Here is a 15,991-nt window from a genome sequence, read left to right as displayed (position 1 = left end):
CGCTTGACGCGAACCGAGATGACACGCTCAGCCATGGCGCACATCCTCTGCGCGTTGAGGCGACCTCCGACTCATATCTCGTATCCGAAATCGGCGCCGAGCCTGGCCTGCATGAACGGCGCGCCGACGTCGGCCCAGGACTGCTCCCGAGGAAGCCGCAAGGACACGGCTCGCACCATGAACACGTCGGGGTCAGCCACGCCCTTTGGCCTGGTGCCATGATCGCGATAGGCGCCCAGTGCCTCGAGGATGTAGCGGCGCGTCATCGCGATGCCGGTATCGCTCGCGCAGAGATTTTCGCTCGTTCGGTCGAAGATCGGCGAGACGCCGCTCTGGCAGGCACCGTCCTGCACCCACAGCCCAGGCAAGCCCGAGAACCAGGTCGTGCGCTGGGACTCGTAGTCGAATTGGAAGCCGTTCTGCGGATTGTACTTGGTCCAGTAGCCGGCATAGGGGACGGTCACGGGATGCTGAACGAGCGCGTTGCGACTGGCGTGTCCGCTTTCGCGGCCATTGTGCCCTTCCGCGAAGATCTGCCGTGTCTTGGGGTGGAGCGGCTCGGAAGGATGGTATGAGAACATGATGCAGAGCGTGGTCTCGTCGTCGATCGGCACCCAGGCGTGCCCGCTGAGATCCGGAAACGGAGACAGCGGCGGGACCAGCGTGTAGAACGGCAGCATGAACTGGTTCACGCGCCAATAGAGCGTGTCGGCGTCGTAGTTGCGCCGCGCAGCGATGCTCATCCCGAAATCCCGCTTGATGCATTCGAATGTCGGGCGAAGGTCCCGTTTCTGGATCCACGCGCTCGTTGTGCCCTGGGCGTCCAGGCGGCCGTGGAGCAGCGGCGCGTGCGCCGAATCGATCTCGCCCTCCACCGCCTGCAGCCAGTTGCATTCCTGGACGCGCAGGCTGACATGCACCTGCTCCTGCGGCACGAGGTTCCATTCGACGTTCGGAAGCGGCGGAGGATCGGCCTGGTCTGGGCCCATATACGTCCAGATCATGCCGTTGCGCTCGCGGCACTGGTACACCTTGATGCGCACCCGCTCCTTGAGACGGCTGCGCAACGGCTCTGCCGGCATATCCGTGACGGCCCCCGTCACATCGAACTTCCAACCGTGATAGACGCAACGCAACCCGCAGTCCTCGTTGCGGCCGAAGATCAGGGGAGCGCCCCGGTGTGGGCAAGCCTGGTCGACGAGGCCCACGCGCCCCTCGGAATTCCTGAAAGCGACCAGATCCTCGCCGAGCAACCGGATCCGCCGCGGCGGTCCGTCCTGGGTCAGATCGGCCGAAGGCAAACATGGAATCCAGTAGAGACGGAAGAGTTCGCCAAGCGGCGTGCCCTTCCCCACTCTCACCAGCCGCTCATTATCTTCATGTGAGAGCATGACAGGTCTCCATTCGAATCGGTGGCATCAGGTCGCGGTCATGGGTTTGACGTGGTGAGCCGTGCAGTGACGCGCTCCGACAGGCCGAGATCGCGTACTGTCCAGACTGGATCGGATGTTGCGAGGGGTTGGCGGGGTATCGGAGGCAGCCGGCCCTGCTCGACCAGGCCGACGATGATGTCGATCCGTCGGCGTTCGAGATCCCGGAGCGCATGCTCGACCACCGCGCCTTCCGCCGCGCAGCCCTGCAGTTCAGGGTAAGTGAGGCGGATCAGCCATTCTCCAGGCTCCCTCTCCACGGCTTCCGCTTCGAGCAGATAAGGAATCGCCAGCAATTCGCGCAGATGCAAGGTGACCTCCCTGATTGCCGCCACGAGCTCTCCACTTGATACGTATACGTACTATTATTCCGCTCTGTCTGCAATGGTTCAAGCTTCCAGGGTTGCGCTGCATTGCGGCAGGGTTGAGCTCGACGGAACAAGCTGTTAACCGCGGACGCCAAAGCGAGATTGAGACCGGATGACCGCAAGCAAACGTACGGAAAAGGCTTCGGCAGGAGAGCTTGCACGCACCTGGCAACTGGAAGGCGGCATCGGCTTCCTGTTGCGGCTGCTCGAGGCCCGGTATGATGGTCTATACCAGAGCCTGACGCGACAGAGCGACATCACGCCGCGGCAGTTCGGCGTGCTGATGGCGCTCTACCAGCAGGGTCCCATGACGGCGTCCGTTCTCGCCGACCGCATCAGTTGCGACCGGAATACTCTCAGCGAGATGCTCAAGCGCATGGCCGGGCGGCGGCTGGTCTCAAAGAAGAGCAATCCGGAAGATCGCCGTTCCATTCAGATCCAGATTACCGCCAAGGGTGAGGACGCTTTGCTCGCGGTCGTCCCGGCGGCGGCCGAGCTGCAGAACCTGATGCTGGCGCCTCTGCGCAAGGAAGATCGGGCTCATTTCCTGAAGTGCCTGCTGGCAATCGCAAAGGCCTCTTCCGTCGCCGGCACGCCGGACGAGTGAACCGGTGGCCGCGGCGATGCCGTCGCCGCGTTGTGCCGCCCGTCGAACACGCCCGCCGACCACGCTCGCCGACTACACTCGCCTTGGCGGGCTCGGCGATCGCGTCCGGCGATGTTTCGACCGGCCGCGACAGAACCTCCCCTCGGCAGCCGCCGGCATAAGCATCTCGCCGCCAATCGGCACCCTGCGCACCGGCCAGGGTTGGCGATCGGCCCAAGCGCGAGAAATGTATACGCGTTGTCCAAGACCACGCGGCCACCTCCCAGGGCCGATCTCTCGCCTCGCCTGGCGAGCGCGACCGGACGATGGCCGGAGGCAGACGCGGGAAAGCCTTTCGGCGCCCGACCGACTTGCCAGTACGGCAGGTCACCGCTATATTGGTCCAACCATTGACCTATACAATCTTGCGTCAGGAGAACGCCGCCATCATGACCTTCACCGAGGAGCAGGTCGCCTTTCGCGACAGCGTTCAGAAAGTCGTCGCGAAACACGTGGCCCCTATTGCGGCCGAGATCGACGCGACGGATCGCTTCCCCGAGGAGATCGTCAAGATTTTCGGAGAGATGGGGCTGATGCAACTCTGGGTGCCCGAGCAGTATGGCGGTCCCAACGGCAATCTCACCATGATGTGCATCGCACGTGAGGAGATCTCGAAGGTCTCGCCGGCCTGCGCGTCGATTGCCGGCCTCAACACCATGTTCATCATGCCGCTGCTGCACTTCGGCTCGGAAGAGCAGCGCAAGCGATTTCTGCCGATCATTGCCGAGGGCGGCATCGTCACGGCTATCGCCATTTCCGAGCCTCAGGCGGGATCGGATGTCTCGGCCCTCAATACGCGGGCGCGCAAGGACGGCGACAGCTACGTCATCAACGGCAGGAAACAGTGGTGCAGCTACGGCGTTGCCGCCGACTACATCGTTCTGATGGCGCGCACCAGCGACAGCCCCGGCTCGGACGGCATCAGCGCATTCATTCTCGAGCCGAAGAAGATGCCCGGCATCAGCTTCGGTCGCCATGAGCGCAAGATGGGTTTCCGCGGGGCGCCAAATACGCCGATCTTCCTGGACAACGTCCGCGTACCTGCCGAAAACCTCGTCGGCGAGGAAGGCAAGGGCTTCAAAGCCTCGATGCGCGCGCTCGACCTCAATCGGCCGACGATCGGCGCCCAATGCGTCGGCCTCGCGCAAGGCGCGTTCGAAGCGAGCCTCGCCTACGCCAAGGAACGAAAGCAGTTCAAGAAGAGCATCTCGGAATTTCAAGGCGTCCAGTTCATCCTGGCCGACATGGCCATGCAGATCGAGGCAGCACGTGCGCTCGTCTACGAATGCGCCCGCGCCGGAGACGCCGGCGACTGGAAACGCCTCAACCTGCTCGCGAGCATGGCCAAGTGCTTCAGCAGCGACATGGCAATGAAGGTGACGACCGACGCGGTGCAGGTCTTCGGCGGCTATGGCTACACCATGGATTATCCGGTCGAGCGGATGATGCGTGATGCCAAGCTGACCCAGATCTTCGAGGGAACGAACCAGATCCAGCGCCTCGTGATCGCGCGCGAACTGCTTCGATAGCCGCCAAATCAAGAAACGCAGACCTGGAGGAACACCCTTGAGCCGCGCATCGGTCCTGACATCGTGCTCTCTAATCGCAGCCACTCTCCTGTCGCTCTCTGCCGCGCATGCCCAGAAGACTTATGATCCGGGAGCCAGCGACACCGAGATCAAGCTCGGTCAATCGACGCCGCTCAGCGGCCCGGCCTCCGCGTTTGGCGCAGGGGCCGGACGGGCGGTGCTCGGCTATTTCGAAATGCTCAATGAGCGTGGCGGGATCAATGGACGCAAGATCAGCTTCACCCAACTCGACAACGCCTACAGTGCGCCGAAAGCCGTCGAGCAATCCCGAAAGTTGATCGAGGATATCGGCGTCCTTGCCGAGGTCGGTACGATAGGGACCGCGCCGAACGTCGCCATCCAGAAATATCTCAATTCCAAGAAGGTGCCGCAACTCTTCATCACGGCGGGAGGACGCCGCTTCAACGATCCCAATCAATTTCCCTGGACCGTTCCGCTCTATCCCGACTTCGAGACCGAAGGCCGCGTCATGGCCAAATACATCCTCACAGCGAAGCCGGAGGCAAAGATCGGCGTTCTCTACCAGAACGACGATTTCGGGAGGGACTATCTCAAGGGTCTGCGCGCGGGACTCGGCGCAAAGGCGTCTCTGATCGTTACCCAGGTGTCCTACGAAGTTTCCGACCCAACCATCGATTCCCAGGTCGTTCAGTTGAAATCCGCCGGCGTCGACACGCTGATCGAACAGTCGTCGGCCAAGGCCGCAGCGCAGTCGATCCGCAAGGTGCATGAACTGGACTGGCATCCGCTGCACATCATCGGTGGCTCGACAGCCTCAGTCGAGACCGTGCTGAAGCCGGCCGGCCTCGACGCCTCCCGCGGTCTGGTCACCACGCAATTTCTCAAGCAGCCGGGCGATCCGGCTTGGACAGACGACGATGAGGTCAAGGCCTATAAGAATTTCCTGAAGAAGTATGCGCCGTCCGTCAATCCCGACGATTACTCGGTGCTCGTCGCCTACATGAACGTCAACGCGCTAGGTGCCGTCTTGAAAGCGTGCGGCGACCAGTTGACCCGGGAAAATCTGATCAGGCAGGCAACATCCCTGCACGGCGAACGGTTGCCGATGATGCTGCCGGGCATCACCATCGGCACCAAGCCCGGCGACTACACGCCGTTCAAGACTCTGCGCATCGCCGTTTTCGATGGGACCAGTTGGACCTTGTCCGGCGAGCCGATGACGGCGGATTAGGAAAAAAAAGCCGGTGGGTCGCGTCTCGTGCGCGCCCCACCGCAAGTTTCGCCTTCGTCTTTCGGCACCCCTCAATGCAGAGACGCCAAGGGAGCGACGAAGGCGTAAGGTCAAAGACTGATGTGGAAGCCGCCGTTGACTCCGATGTGCTGGCCTGTCGTGTACGAGGACGCATCGGAGAGCAGGAAGCATACGGTCCGCACCACTTCGTCCGGTGTTGCCCAGCGTGCAAGCGGGATCTGCCCCAAGATACCATCGCGGAATTTCTCGCCGCGCACGACCTCGGTCATCGGCGTTTCGACCACGCCAAAGCAGATCGAATTGGCCCGGATGTTGTATTTGCCCCACTCCCGGGCTGCGGTCATGGTCATGGCGAGCAGTCCGGCCTTGGCGGCGGCATAGTTGATCTGGCCCACCGATCCCTTTCGCCCCGCGTCAGACGAGACGTTGACGATGGCTCCTCCCGAGGCGTCGCCGTCCTTCGCGCGCTGCACCAGATGGCGTCCCACCGCCTGCAACCAGAGGAACGCGCCGGTGAGATGAACGTCGATGACCTCCTGCCATTGATGCATGCTCATCTTTTCGATCAGCGCGGGGCGAATGATGCCGGCATTGTTGACCAGTCCGTTCACCGAACCGAACCTGTCGACGGCATCTGCGACGGTGCTTGCCGCCAGCTCAGCGTCGGTGACGCTGCCAACGACCTTCATCACCCGCTCCGCAGGAAAGCCCGCCAAAGCCGGCCCTAGCGCCTCGCCGTTGAGATCGACGGCCACGACATTTGCCCCAAGTTCGATGGCCAAGTCTGTCGTTGCCTTGCCGATCCCCTGCGCGGCGCCGGTGACGACGATCGTCCGGCCTTGTAGCGACACCATGTTCTTCGTCATTCGCAGTTCCTTAGTCTCTGGTGAAGTCCATCATCTTGCACGTGCCGTCCGGCCGTATCAGGTCGTGGCCCAGCCATGACTGAGGACCAGCGCGTCGCGCTCGACGACCCGCGCCTGAAATGCGATGCGGTCGTCGAGGCGCCAGCATTCGAGCCGGATCGTGTCCCCAGGAAAGACCGGCGCAGACATGCGCGCCCGGATCGTCTTCAGCCGTGCGGGATCTCCGTCGCAGAAGCTCTCCACCAGGCCGCGACAGGCAAATCCATAGCTCGCAAGCCCGTGCAGGATGGGCTTCTGGAAACCGGCCTTGCTGGCAACCGCGGGGTCTATATGCAGAGGGTTGAGGTCTCCCGACAGACGATAAAGTACCGCCTGGTCCGGGCGCGTAGGCAAGGTGACGACGCGGTCCGGCGTACGATCCGGGACGGGCGGCGGAGCGGCGGCGGGTTCATCGCCGCCGGAAACTTGTGAGAAGCCGCCATCGCCGCGCAGGAAGAGCACCTGCTCACTGACGGCCACCAATCGTTTGTCCGTTTCGTCCCACAGTTCCTTCTCGACGTACATGATGGCGCCCTTGCCCTCGCCCTTGTCGACGAGCCGCGCGACACGACTCTTGCCGACCAGAATTCCGCTCGAAGGAAGCGCAGCATGCATCTGCACGGATTGCTCGCCATGCACCATTTTCGCGAAATTGATTCCGAGCTCCGCATTGTCCCTCATCCAGGCACCCGGCGAGGCTAGAACGGTCGCCATGGTCGGAAGTGGCACGAGATCCTTCTCGTAGACGAGGCGCAGTTGCCGCTCGTCCAATGGGCCGCTCGCGGCACCGACACCGAGCGCGTAGAGAATGGTGTCTCTCGCCGTGTAGACGTGGCGGACCTCGCTGGAACGCCAAGCCCGCGTCTTTGCATAATCAACCATCGCTCCCCCGGGTCTGGTCCCCCGCCAAGAAACAGATACAGCCTTGGTCTTTGGTTGAACCAATGATATACAGCCCGCCGGTCGTGGTCAACGATGCCCTATGCAGATGAGCGGCCACGGGCTGACGCGAGCGCGAGAGACCTGATGAGTATTCGAAGAAAGGCCTGCATCGCAGGCGCCTATGAGCACCCGACCCGAAAAGCACCGGATAAGACGGTCGCCCAGTTGCACGCTGAATGTGCGCGCGGAGCCCTGGAAGATGCTGGCCTGCGCCTTGAGGATGTCGATGGCTATTTCTGCGCAGGCGACGCGCCAGGACTCGGCGCGAACAGCATGGCGGATTATCTGGGACTGCGGCCCCGCCATGTGGACAGCACCGACACCGGCGGGTCCGCCTATTTGATTCACGTCTCGCATGCCGCCCAGGCGATTGCCATGGGCAAGTGTAACGTGGCTCTGATCACGCTCGCGGGGCGGCCGCGAAGCGAGGGATCAAGCGGCGTAGCGCCACGACTCGTCGGCGCGGGAACACCCGACGTGCCCTGGGAGGCGCCTTATGCTCCCGTGACGGTCAACATGTATGCGCTGGCGGCGGCCCGGCACATGTACGAGTACGGCACGACCAGCGAACAGCTGGCATGGATCAAGGTCGCGGCCGCAACCCACGCGCAGTATAATCCGAATGCGATGTTGCGCGATCAGGTCTCGGTCGACGATGTCCTCGCCTCGCCGATGATTTCCGATCCCTTGCATCGCCTCGACTGCTGCGTCGTCAGTGACGGCGGTGGTGCCCTGGTCGTCGTCCGCCCGGAGATCGCGCGCTCGCTCAAGCGACCCGTCGTCAATATTCTCGGCGCTGGCGAAGCGATCAAGGGTCAGTTGAACGGGCAGGTCGACTTGACGTTTTCGGGAGCAGCATGGTCCGGTCCTCGCGCGTTCGAGGAAGCCGGTGTCAAGCCTTCCGACATCGACTATGCCTCGATCTACGACAGCTTCACCATCACCGTGCTGATGCAGATCGAAGATCTCGGGTTCTGTGAGAAAGGCAAGGGCGGAGCTTTCGTTGCGGATGGCAATCTGATTTCCGGAGTAGGCAAGCTGCCGTTCAACACCGACGGCGGCGGACTTTGCAACAACCATCCCGCCAATCGCGGGGGCATCACCAAGGTCATCGAGGCCGTCCGCCAACTGCGCGGCGAAACCCACGCCAAAGTGCAGGTCCCGGATTGCAACCTTGCCCTCGCCCAAGGCACAGGCGGCTTGCTCGGCTCGCGCCATGGCAGTGCCACCCTGATCATGGAGCGCGCGTGAGATGACGACGATGTATCAGGACCGCCCGCTCGGCCTAGCGGTGCACGACCCCGCAACCGCGCCATTCTTTGCCGCAACGGCAGTCGGGGCGTTCCGCGTGAAGGTCTGCGTTTCCTGCCGCAAGCCGCATTGGTATCCGCGGCCGCTTTGTCCCTATTGTCTCGGAGACACCGAATGGAGCGATGTCACCGGCAAGGGTGAGATCTATAGCGTCAGCGTCACCCGCCGTGCCGGCCCCACACCCTACGCGATCGCATATGTGCGGCTCGACGAGGGCATCACGATGTTGAGCAATATCGTCGATTGCAATCTCGATTCGCTGCGCATCGGGCAACGTGTCCACGTCGTATTCAAGCCCGCGGAGGACGGGACGATGATCCCGATGTTCGCCCCGGAACAGGGCTGACGAACGGCCCAGGAGCAGCTTCATGGCGCTTGACCCAAAGCTTCGGCGAACGCTTTCGTTGCCCGCCGTTTGCGCACCGATGTTCCTTGTCAGCGGCCCTGATCTCGTCCGCGAGGCCTGCAAGGCGGGCGTGATTGGCGCCCTGCCACGCCAAAACGCCCGCTCGTTCGACGAGTTCGCTGAGTGGCTGCGCACGATCTCCGCGGATTTGCGCGAACACGCCGCGCAGGCGCCGGGACCGGTCGGTCCGCTCGCCGTGAACCTGTCTGCAAAGACGCCGGAAGACCAGATCGGGAGCCACCTCGATCTGTGCGTCGAACAAAATGTCGACATCGTCATCACCGTCGGCGGCAATCCCAAGATCATCGTGCAACAGGCGCATGATCGTGGGATAAAGGTCTTCCACGACATCACCAGCATCCCGTTCGCCGAGCGCGCCATGGCCGCCGGCGTCGATGGCCTGATCTGCATCGGCGCTGGAGGCGGTGGCCACTCCGGCACGATCAGCCACCTCGCATTGATCCGCAAGGTCCGCTCGATCTTCAACGGAACGATCGTCATGGCCGGCGCCATTTCCGACGGCGCCACCATACGCGCGGCAGAAGTGCTCGGTGCCGACCTAGCTTATCTCGGGACCAGGTTCATCGCTACGAACGAGTCGCTGGCGCCCGACGAATACAAGCGCATGATCGTATCGCAGACGTCCGCAGACCTGATTTATACGGAGAAGGTTGCCGGCGTCGCCGCGAACTGGCTGGCCGCGTCGTTGCGCGCTGCGGGCCTCGATCCGGACGCCTTGCCCGACCCGATGGGCAAGGGCATGCGGCACGACCATCTGCCTGAGAGCGCAAAGCCCTGGAAGAACCTGTGGAGCGCGGGTCAAGGAATCGATTTGATCGACGAGATTCCGACCGTCGCGGATCTGATTGTGAAGCTGAAGCGGGAATATGCGGAAGCATGCCAGATCCCCGCCATGGTCTGAGGTACCTTGCAGGACGATCTCCGGGCGGCCGCATCACCTCTTATGGTGATTTCCTCAAAGCCCGAGCACCTGCTTGGCGATGATGTCGCGCTGGATTTCCGAACTCCCGCCGAAGATCGTGTTGGCGCGGCCGTTGAGATGACGTGCCACCACGCTTAGCAATTCTTCCGGGATGATCGGCTCGTCATTGAGAGCATGGAGAGGACGGCGCCTTTCCTCCACCAGTGCATTTTGCCCGATCATTTCAACTCCCACGCGCGAGATGGCCTGGTGGATCTCGCTCGCACGCAGCTTGAGGACCGACGACACCGGTCCTGGATTTTCGCCTCTCTGCAAGGCTGACAACACCCGCAGCTCGAGGAACTCCAATGTCTGGACGTCGAGTTCGATGTCCGACAGTTTGGTCGCGATCTCCGGGTGCGATATCGCCTTGCAAGACAGGTCGGAGTTGGCCAGTTCCCGCACCTTCTCAAGCGCATGTCTCAGTTTCGGCGAGTTGATTCCGCCGCCCCGCTCGAATTCCAGCAGATACTTGCCGCACGTCCAGCCCCGTCCCTCCTCGCCGACGAGATTGGTCACCGGAACTTCCACACCGTCGAAGAACACCTGATTGACATCATGGTCGCCGCTGATCATCGTGATCGGGCGAATCGTGATGCCGGGCGACGCCATGTCGATGAGCAGGAAGCTGATGCCGTCCTGTTGCCGCGGTTCATCGCTGGTTCGAACCAGCGCGAACATGCGGTTTGCGAAGTGCGCGTGCGTTGTCCAGATCTTGGTGCCGTTGACGATGTAATGATCGCCATGGCGAACGGCGCGCGTCTTCAGCGAGGCAAGGTCCGATCCCGAGCCTGGCTCCGAATAGCCCTGGCACCACCGATCTTCGCCGCTGAGGATGCGGGGCAGATAGAACTTCTTTTGCTCCGACGTCCCGAAGCGCATCAAGACGGGCCCGACCATTTTGATGCCCATGGGAGATAGCTGCGGCGCGCCTGCTGCGGCACACTCGGATTCGAAGATCCATCGCTGCGTCGCGGTCCAGCCGGGGCCACCATGCTCCTGGGGCCAACCGGGTGCGACCCAGCCTCGCTCGTGCAACGCCCTTTGCCATGGCGTGACGATGTCGGGATAGGAGAAGAAGGAGACATTGAGAGAGCTGGCCCGCCGCAGTTCGGGCGAAAGACGCGCCGCGATAAATGCGCGCACCTCATCTCTGAACCGCAATTCATCGGGCGTGAACGACAGCGACATGACTGATCTCATTCCGATCGGGAGTTGCCAAACAGCTTAGCGTGACGCTGCAGATGATAGTCCACGCTCCCGAAAAGCGCTTCGAATACGAGCAGCCGCTTGAAATAAAGGCCGAGATCGAGCTCGTCCGTGACGCCCATCGCGCCGTGGAGTTGCACCGCTTGCTCCGCAACGTTGCGCGCACAGCGGCCGACCTTAACCTTGGCGCCGGACGCGGCGAGCGACCGCTGCGTCGAATCGCTATCGGCGCCCACGGGAAGAGCCGCGCGCGCCGCCATCGCTCGGGCCTCCTCGCATTGAACATACATGTCGGCCAGCCTGTGACGGATCACCTGGTTGGCCGCGAGCGGCCGATCGAATTGCTTGCGCACCTTTGTGTAGTCGAGCGTGGCGTCGAACATGCTTCGCATCATGCCGGCGGCCTCGGCGCAGAGCGCGGCAATCGCTCGATCGACGACGCCCTCGATCGCCGGCAGCACGTCCCCGCCGGTTCCGAGCCGCGCATCGGGCGGAAGCAGAGTCCGTTCGAATGTCAGCTCCGCGACGCGGCCCCCACCGAGCCGTGGTGCATCGCGCAGCCGCACTCCCGCGGCATCCTTCGGCACGAGGAACAGAGCAAGTCCGGCACCCTGGACATCGGGCAAACGCGCCGACACCATGTGGACATCAGCAGACACCGCGTCGAGCACGGCCATCTTCCGGCCGTGGAGCATCCAACCCTGGTTGTCGGCCTGCGCCACAGTGTGGATTTCGGAAAGACCTGCCCTTGCGTCCGACTCGTAGTGAGCGAAGGACAACAGACGCTCGCCGTTGATGATGGCCGGCAGCAGGACCATCTGCTGCTCTTGCGTGCCGCATTCAGCGATCAGGGTCCCAGCCAGCAGCACCGTCGACAGATAAGGCTCGGTCGCAAGCCCGCGGCCGAACTCCTCCATCAGGATCGCGACTTCGACTGGTCCTCCGCCGAAACCGCCAACCTCCTCTGGAAACGGAAGCCCGAGCCAGCCCAGATCAGCAAGCTTGCGCCAGTTCTCGCGCTTGAATCCCATGGGATCCTGCATCGCATGGCGACGTGCCGCCTGATCGTAATGTTCAGCGATAAACCGTTCGGCGCTATGTCGCAGCATCCGCTGCGCTTCGCTCGGCGTCAGATCCATCATTGAGCTCCACTCATGTCGCCTGCCGGTCTCGCGTTCCGGGCGCGCAGATCGGCCATCGCCTAATGAAGTCGCGAGAAACGGATCGGAAGCCGCTTCAAACCGCCGACGAACGATGTCTCGGTCCAGGCCGGCTCGCCAGCAAGTTCGATCCCGTCGACGCGCGAGAGCAGCTCACGCATGAAGGCGATCATTTCGACCTTGGCGAGATATAGTCCAAGGCAGGCGTGAATGCCGAAACCAAAGCCGACGTGGCGGTTCGGAGTCCGGTCGGCGACAAATGCAAAGGGAGACTCGAAGGCATCCTCATCCCGATTTGCAGAGGGATAGGCCAGCAGCAGATGATCGCCCTGTTTGATGGTCTTGCCGCGCAACGTATAGGTCTCGGTCGCGGTCCGGAAGAAATGCTTCACCGGAGATACCCAGCGCACCATTTCCTCGACAGCGGCAGGAATAAGATCGGGATTTTGCTTCAGCTTCCGCATTTCTCCGGGATTCTCGATCAAGGCGAGCAGACCGCCGGAGAGCGTTGCGCTGATCGTGTCGTGACCAGCACTGGCGAGCGCCACATAATACGACGAGGTCTCGAACTCGCCTATCGGCTCGCCGTCGACCTCGGCCGTCGCAATGATGCTCGCGAGGTCGTCCGTGGGGTTCCGCCGTCGTTCCCGCGCCACTTCCTTGAAGAAGTTCACATAGGCGAAGGTGGCATCGATCAGGTCGTTGCCGCGCTGCACCTCCGCATCGCCACCGCCGAAATAAGCTCGGGTGATATCGAGCAATCGCGGGCCATGCTCATCCGGAATTCCGAGAATCAGCATGATGACCCTGAGCGGATACCACCCTGCGACATCTTTATAGAAGTCGCACTCGGTCCCCTTTTCAAGCATCTGGTCGACACTGGTCCGTGCGATCACGGCGATCCTGTCCTCCAGATGGCGCACTTCACGCGGCTGAAACCAGGCATGCGTAATCTTCTTGTACTTGGCATGGTCCGGATTATCCATCTGATTGATCGCGCGGACCAGCATTGGTCGGCCTGCCATCGCGTCCCGGACCTTTGTCTCGAAATCGATGGACAACAGCTTGGTGCGGGGCGCGTTGATGAACTTCTCGTTCTGCCGTTCGATCTCGATGACGTCCTGATGCTTGCTGATGGTCCAGAACGGACGGAAGCCCGGAGGTTCAGTCCAATGCACGGGATCCTCCTTGCGAAGGGTCGAGAACAGGATATGCTGCCTGTCGAGAGCACCGTAAGTTTCGTGGTCGACGATCGCCTGATCTAAACTCGTATCTTGCATGGCGTCCTCCCCTGTTTTGCCTGTTCAGTTCATCCGAAGCACCGGCTTGACGGTTGCGCCGGTTTCCATGTCCTCGACGGCCTGGTTTATCTTTTCGAACGGATAGAAGCTGACAATCCTGTCGAGCGGCAGCCGCCCTTGGCGGAAGAAGTCGACGAGCCGCGGCAGGAAGATCGCGGGCACGGCATCACCCTCGACGACGCCCCGCACTGACAGACCTCCGCCGACCAGAACGCTTGCCTCCACCGGAAACCGCGTCCCGCGGGGCGGCGCGGCCACCTGGGCGGATGAGCCCCGCTGCCGCAGGCACGCGATCGAAGCGGCGACCACCTCGGGTACGCCCGTGGTGTCGAGCGAGTGATCGACGCCGCGGCCGCGGCCGAGCGCGGCAACGGCCTTGGCCAGATCGGGTGTCCGGCCATCCACGATGTGGGTTGCTCCGATGTCACGCGCACGGGCAAGACGTTCATCGCGGATGTCGACGGCAACGATCGTGCCGCAGCCCGCCAGCTTGGCGGCCATGATCGCCGCCATCCCGACCGCGCCGACGCCGAACACGGCGATCGACGCACCAGCCCGAGGGGCCAGCACGTTCATTACCGCACCCGCGCCGGTCTGGATCCCGCAGCCCATCGGCGCGAGCAGCGCGAGCGGCAGATCCTTGCCGACCTTCACCACGTTCCTGGCGGTGGCAATGGCATGGGCTGCGAACGCCGATTGCGCAAAGAAATAGCCGCCAAGCTCAGCGCCGCGGTAACGGAGGCCAGAGCCACCGCGCCGCTGGCCGAACAGGTTGATCATCCCGAACTCATCACAATAGCCGGGCGCGCCGAGTTGGCACTGCCCGCATGCGCCGCACGAGCCAAAGCTCATCAGCACGTGATCTCCCTCGGCCAGCCCGACCACGCCAGGACCGACGCGTTCGATCACGCCCGCGCCCTCATGACCGAGAACTTTGGGGAGCGGCACGGGAATGTGCTGCAGTTTCACCGCGAGATCGGTATGGCAGATGCCGCAAGCCTCGATGCGGACGAGCACCTCTCCGGGCGCAAGATCATCGGACAGATCACAGCTGATCAGTTCGAACGGTCGCTCCGGCGCAACTGCAACTGCGGCTGTGATCTTCATGCTCGTCTTCTCCGTTACAAATTGCGCAGTGCCGTCAAATCATGCGGAAGCGAGATGTAGGGGATGGATCAACGGAGTTGGAAGCGGATCGGGAGGCGCTTGGGCCCGTTGACGAACCAGGACACGGTCGTTGCTCCTTCGCCGTCGAGCTCAACGCAGGAAATCCGCTGCAACAATTCTTCGAAGAGGATCCGCATCTCGAGCTTGGCAAGATATTGCCCCAGACACAGATGGGCTCCGTAGCCGAAGGCGAGATGGCGGTTCGGCGAGCGATCGATCCGGAACGTGTCGGGATCCTGGAAGACGGCCTCGTCGCGATTCGCAGAGGCGTAGCACAGCATGAGCCAATCGCCGCGCCTGATGGAGCGGCCGTCCAGTTCGGTGTCCTCGGCGGCCGTGCGCATGAAATGCTTGACCGGCGTGGTCCAGCGGATCGCCTCGTCGACGAAGCCCGGGATCAGGCCAGGGTTGGCTTTCAGCCTTTCGAACTGCTGCGGATGTTCGCAAAGCGCCCACATCCCGCCTGCACTCGAGGACGATGTGGTGTCGTGGCCGGCGGTCGCGATGGTCACGAAATAGCTGAGCGCATCCAGGTCCGAGATCGATTCGCCGTCGATCTGCGCGTTGGCGATGACGCTTGCAAGATCATCGGACGGGTTGGCGCGCCGGTCCGCAACCACAGACGAGAAGAACTCGCCGAACTCCAATACGACATCCGATAGAGCCGTGGCACCGTCGTTTCGACCCTTGCGCGCGTTATCCAGGTCCTTGGTGCCGAAGAACTCCTGCGTCAAGCGCAACATCTTGGGCTCATGATCCGGATCGACGCCCAGAATCGTCATGACCACCCGCAGCGGAAACCCGAGCGCGATTTCGGACACGAAGTCGCAATGCTGGCCGGACGCGGTGAGGCGATCCGCATAGCTTCTTGCGATGTCGCGAATCCTGCCTTCGATCGCACGCAGATTACCCGGCGTGAACCATTTCTGCGTCAATGCCCGGAACTTGGGATGATCGGGAGCATCCATCTGCACCAGGGTGCGGAGGAGGCCGTTGCCCCCCGTCGCCGCCTCGATCTTGGCTTCGGCTTTGCTGCTCAGCAACGCCACCGGGCGATCACTGCTGCGAAACAGCTGGCTCTGCTGGCTAATGGTCTGAATGTCCGCGTGGCGCGTCACGACCCAGAAAGGGTTGAACCCGCGCGGACTGGCCTTCCCGAGCGGCTGATTGACGCGCAGCCAGCGATAGGCATCGAAGATGCGTTGAGTGCCGTAGGCTGCAGGGTCCGTCAGCACGGCGACGATGTTGTCGGGGATTGGAAAATTCGCAGCGCTCAACCCCGGTCCCTCCTTCATGTCGCCGTGCTCGCGGGTTCAGGAAGGAAGCCCAGCGGCAGGCGATCGACGACTTCGACATTCCTGA

At 62.5% G+C, this 15,991-nt stretch carries 15 protein-coding genes; 6 read left to right on the top strand and 9 right to left on the bottom strand.

Features of this window, described 5'->3' with window-relative positions:
- Positions 1-71 precede the first annotated feature (71 nt).
- On the bottom strand, positions 72-1,391 hold the full coding sequence (locus S58_RS10550) for a Rieske 2Fe-2S domain-containing protein (protein WP_015665283.1): 1,320 nt from the start codon (positions 1,389-1,391) through the stop codon (positions 72-74).
- Between the two features lie 38 nt (positions 1,392-1,429).
- Complete coding sequence (locus tag S58_RS36335) at positions 1,430-1,741, bottom strand: hypothetical protein (RefSeq protein WP_015665282.1); 312 nt, start codon at positions 1,739-1,741, stop codon at positions 1,430-1,432.
- A gap of 169 nt (positions 1,742-1,910) precedes the next feature.
- Between S58_RS36335 and S58_RS10540 the strand changes: the two genes are divergently transcribed.
- The 3 genes from S58_RS10540 to S58_RS10530 all read left to right on the top strand — a co-directional run bounded on the left by S58_RS10540 (position 1,911) and on the right by S58_RS10530 (position 5,225).
- Positions 1,911-2,405: a MarR family winged helix-turn-helix transcriptional regulator gene (locus S58_RS10540; protein ID WP_015665281.1), complete on the top strand. Its 495-nt coding sequence runs from the start codon at positions 1,911-1,913 to the stop codon at positions 2,403-2,405.
- 428 nt (positions 2,406-2,833) lie between these two features.
- Entirely contained in the window at positions 2,834-3,973 is a 1,140-nt protein-coding gene (locus S58_RS10535) for an acyl-CoA dehydrogenase family protein (RefSeq protein WP_015665280.1), read from the top strand.
- 37 nt (positions 3,974-4,010) lie between these two features.
- On the top strand, positions 4,011-5,225 hold the full coding sequence (locus S58_RS10530) for an ABC transporter substrate-binding protein (protein WP_015665279.1): 1,215 nt from the start codon (positions 4,011-4,013) through the stop codon (positions 5,223-5,225).
- 110 nt (positions 5,226-5,335) lie between these two features.
- Here the strand turns inward: S58_RS10530 and S58_RS10525 are convergent, their stop codons facing one another.
- Both S58_RS10525 and S58_RS10520 read right to left on the bottom strand, forming a co-directional pair.
- The gene (locus S58_RS10525) at positions 5,336-6,112 is read right to left on the bottom strand and encodes an SDR family NAD(P)-dependent oxidoreductase (RefSeq protein ID WP_015665278.1); all 777 of its coding nucleotides are present in this window, start codon (positions 6,110-6,112) and stop codon (positions 5,336-5,338) included.
- 57 nt (positions 6,113-6,169) lie between these two features.
- Entirely contained in the window at positions 6,170-7,033 is an 864-nt protein-coding gene (locus S58_RS10520; RefSeq protein ID WP_015665277.1) for a MaoC/PaaZ C-terminal domain-containing protein, read from the bottom strand.
- A 144-nt stretch (positions 7,034-7,177) separates the two neighbouring features.
- On the opposite strand from S58_RS10520, the gene S58_RS10515 reads away from it, so the two are divergent.
- The 3 genes from S58_RS10515 to S58_RS10505 are packed head-to-tail and all read left to right on the top strand — an operon-like array spanning position 7,178 to position 9,732.
- Positions 7,178-8,344 carry a thiolase domain-containing protein gene (locus S58_RS10515; RefSeq protein WP_042339184.1) on the top strand — a complete coding sequence of 389 codons (1,167 nt, stop codon included), beginning with the start codon at positions 7,178-7,180 and terminating at the stop codon, positions 8,342-8,344.
- A 1-nt stretch (position 8,345) separates the two neighbouring features.
- A complete protein-coding gene (locus tag S58_RS10510; protein WP_015665275.1) occupies positions 8,346-8,750 on the top strand; it encodes a Zn-ribbon domain-containing OB-fold protein in 405 nt (134 codons plus the stop codon).
- A 22-nt stretch (positions 8,751-8,772) separates the two neighbouring features.
- Positions 8,773-9,732 carry an NAD(P)H-dependent flavin oxidoreductase gene (locus S58_RS10505; RefSeq protein WP_015665274.1) on the top strand — a complete coding sequence of 320 codons (960 nt, stop codon included), beginning with the start codon at positions 8,773-8,775 and terminating at the stop codon, positions 9,730-9,732.
- A gap of 54 nt (positions 9,733-9,786) precedes the next feature.
- On the opposite strand, the gene S58_RS10500 is transcribed toward S58_RS10505, so the two are convergent.
- The 5 genes from S58_RS10500 to S58_RS10480 all read right to left on the bottom strand — a co-directional run bounded on the left by S58_RS10500 (position 9,787) and on the right by S58_RS10480 (position 15,924).
- Complete coding sequence (locus S58_RS10500) at positions 9,787-10,983, bottom strand: acyl-CoA dehydrogenase family protein (protein ID WP_015665273.1); 1,197 nt, start codon at positions 10,981-10,983, stop codon at positions 9,787-9,789.
- A gap of 8 nt (positions 10,984-10,991) precedes the next feature.
- The gene (locus tag S58_RS10495) at positions 10,992-12,140 is read right to left on the bottom strand and encodes an acyl-CoA dehydrogenase family protein (protein WP_042339180.1); all 1,149 of its coding nucleotides are present in this window, start codon (positions 12,138-12,140) and stop codon (positions 10,992-10,994) included.
- Positions 12,141-12,202: 62 nt separating this feature from the next.
- Positions 12,203-13,441, bottom strand: a complete 1,239-nt coding sequence (locus tag S58_RS10490) for a cytochrome P450 (RefSeq protein ID WP_015665271.1) — start codon at positions 13,439-13,441, stop codon at positions 12,203-12,205.
- 24 nt (positions 13,442-13,465) lie between these two features.
- On the bottom strand, positions 13,466-14,479 hold the full coding sequence (locus tag S58_RS10485; RefSeq protein ID WP_244440740.1) for an NAD(P)-dependent alcohol dehydrogenase: 1,014 nt from the start codon (positions 14,477-14,479) through the stop codon (positions 13,466-13,468).
- 158 nt (positions 14,480-14,637) lie between these two features.
- Positions 14,638-15,924: a cytochrome P450 gene (locus tag S58_RS10480; RefSeq protein ID WP_015665269.1), complete on the bottom strand. Its 1,287-nt coding sequence runs from the start codon at positions 15,922-15,924 to the stop codon at positions 14,638-14,640.
- Between the last annotated feature and the right edge of the window lie 67 nt (positions 15,925-15,991).

The sequence above is a fragment of the Bradyrhizobium oligotrophicum S58 genome (assembly GCF_000344805.1).
Lineage (GTDB): Bacteria > Pseudomonadota > Alphaproteobacteria > Rhizobiales > Xanthobacteraceae > Bradyrhizobium > Bradyrhizobium oligotrophicum.
The sequence above is the reverse complement of the archived record's forward strand: the minus strand, read 5'-3'. Positions and strand labels throughout refer to the sequence as shown.

Coding starts and splice junctions, on each gene's coding strand:
- S58_RS10550 (WP_015665283.1), bottom strand. CDS start 1,391: ATGCTCTCACATGAAGATAATGAGCGGCTGGTGAGAGTGGGGAAGGGC.
- S58_RS10540 (WP_015665281.1), top strand. CDS start 1,911: ATGACCGCAAGCAAACGTACGGAAAAGGCTTCGGCAGGAGAGCTTGCA.
- S58_RS10535 (WP_015665280.1), top strand. CDS start 2,834: ATGACCTTCACCGAGGAGCAGGTCGCCTTTCGCGACAGCGTTCAGAAA.
- S58_RS10525 (WP_015665278.1), bottom strand. CDS start 6,112: ATGACGAAGAACATGGTGTCGCTACAAGGCCGGACGATCGTCGTCACC.
- S58_RS10520 (WP_015665277.1), bottom strand. CDS start 7,033: ATGGTTGATTATGCAAAGACGCGGGCTTGGCGTTCCAGCGAGGTCCGC.
- S58_RS10515 (WP_042339184.1), top strand. CDS start 7,178: ATGAGTATTCGAAGAAAGGCCTGCATCGCAGGCGCCTATGAGCACCCG.
- S58_RS10510 (WP_015665275.1), top strand. CDS start 8,346: ATGACGACGATGTATCAGGACCGCCCGCTCGGCCTAGCGGTGCACGAC.
- S58_RS10505 (WP_015665274.1), top strand. CDS start 8,773: ATGGCGCTTGACCCAAAGCTTCGGCGAACGCTTTCGTTGCCCGCCGTT.
- S58_RS10500 (WP_015665273.1), bottom strand. CDS start 10,983: ATGTCGCTGTCGTTCACGCCCGATGAATTGCGGTTCAGAGATGAGGTG.
- S58_RS10495 (WP_042339180.1), bottom strand. CDS start 12,140: ATGGATCTGACGCCGAGCGAAGCGCAGCGGATGCTGCGACATAGCGCC.
- S58_RS10490 (WP_015665271.1), bottom strand. CDS start 13,441: ATGCAAGATACGAGTTTAGATCAGGCGATCGTCGACCACGAAACTTAC.
- S58_RS10480 (WP_015665269.1), bottom strand. CDS start 15,924: ATGAAGGAGGGACCGGGGTTGAGCGCTGCGAATTTTCCAATCCCCGAC.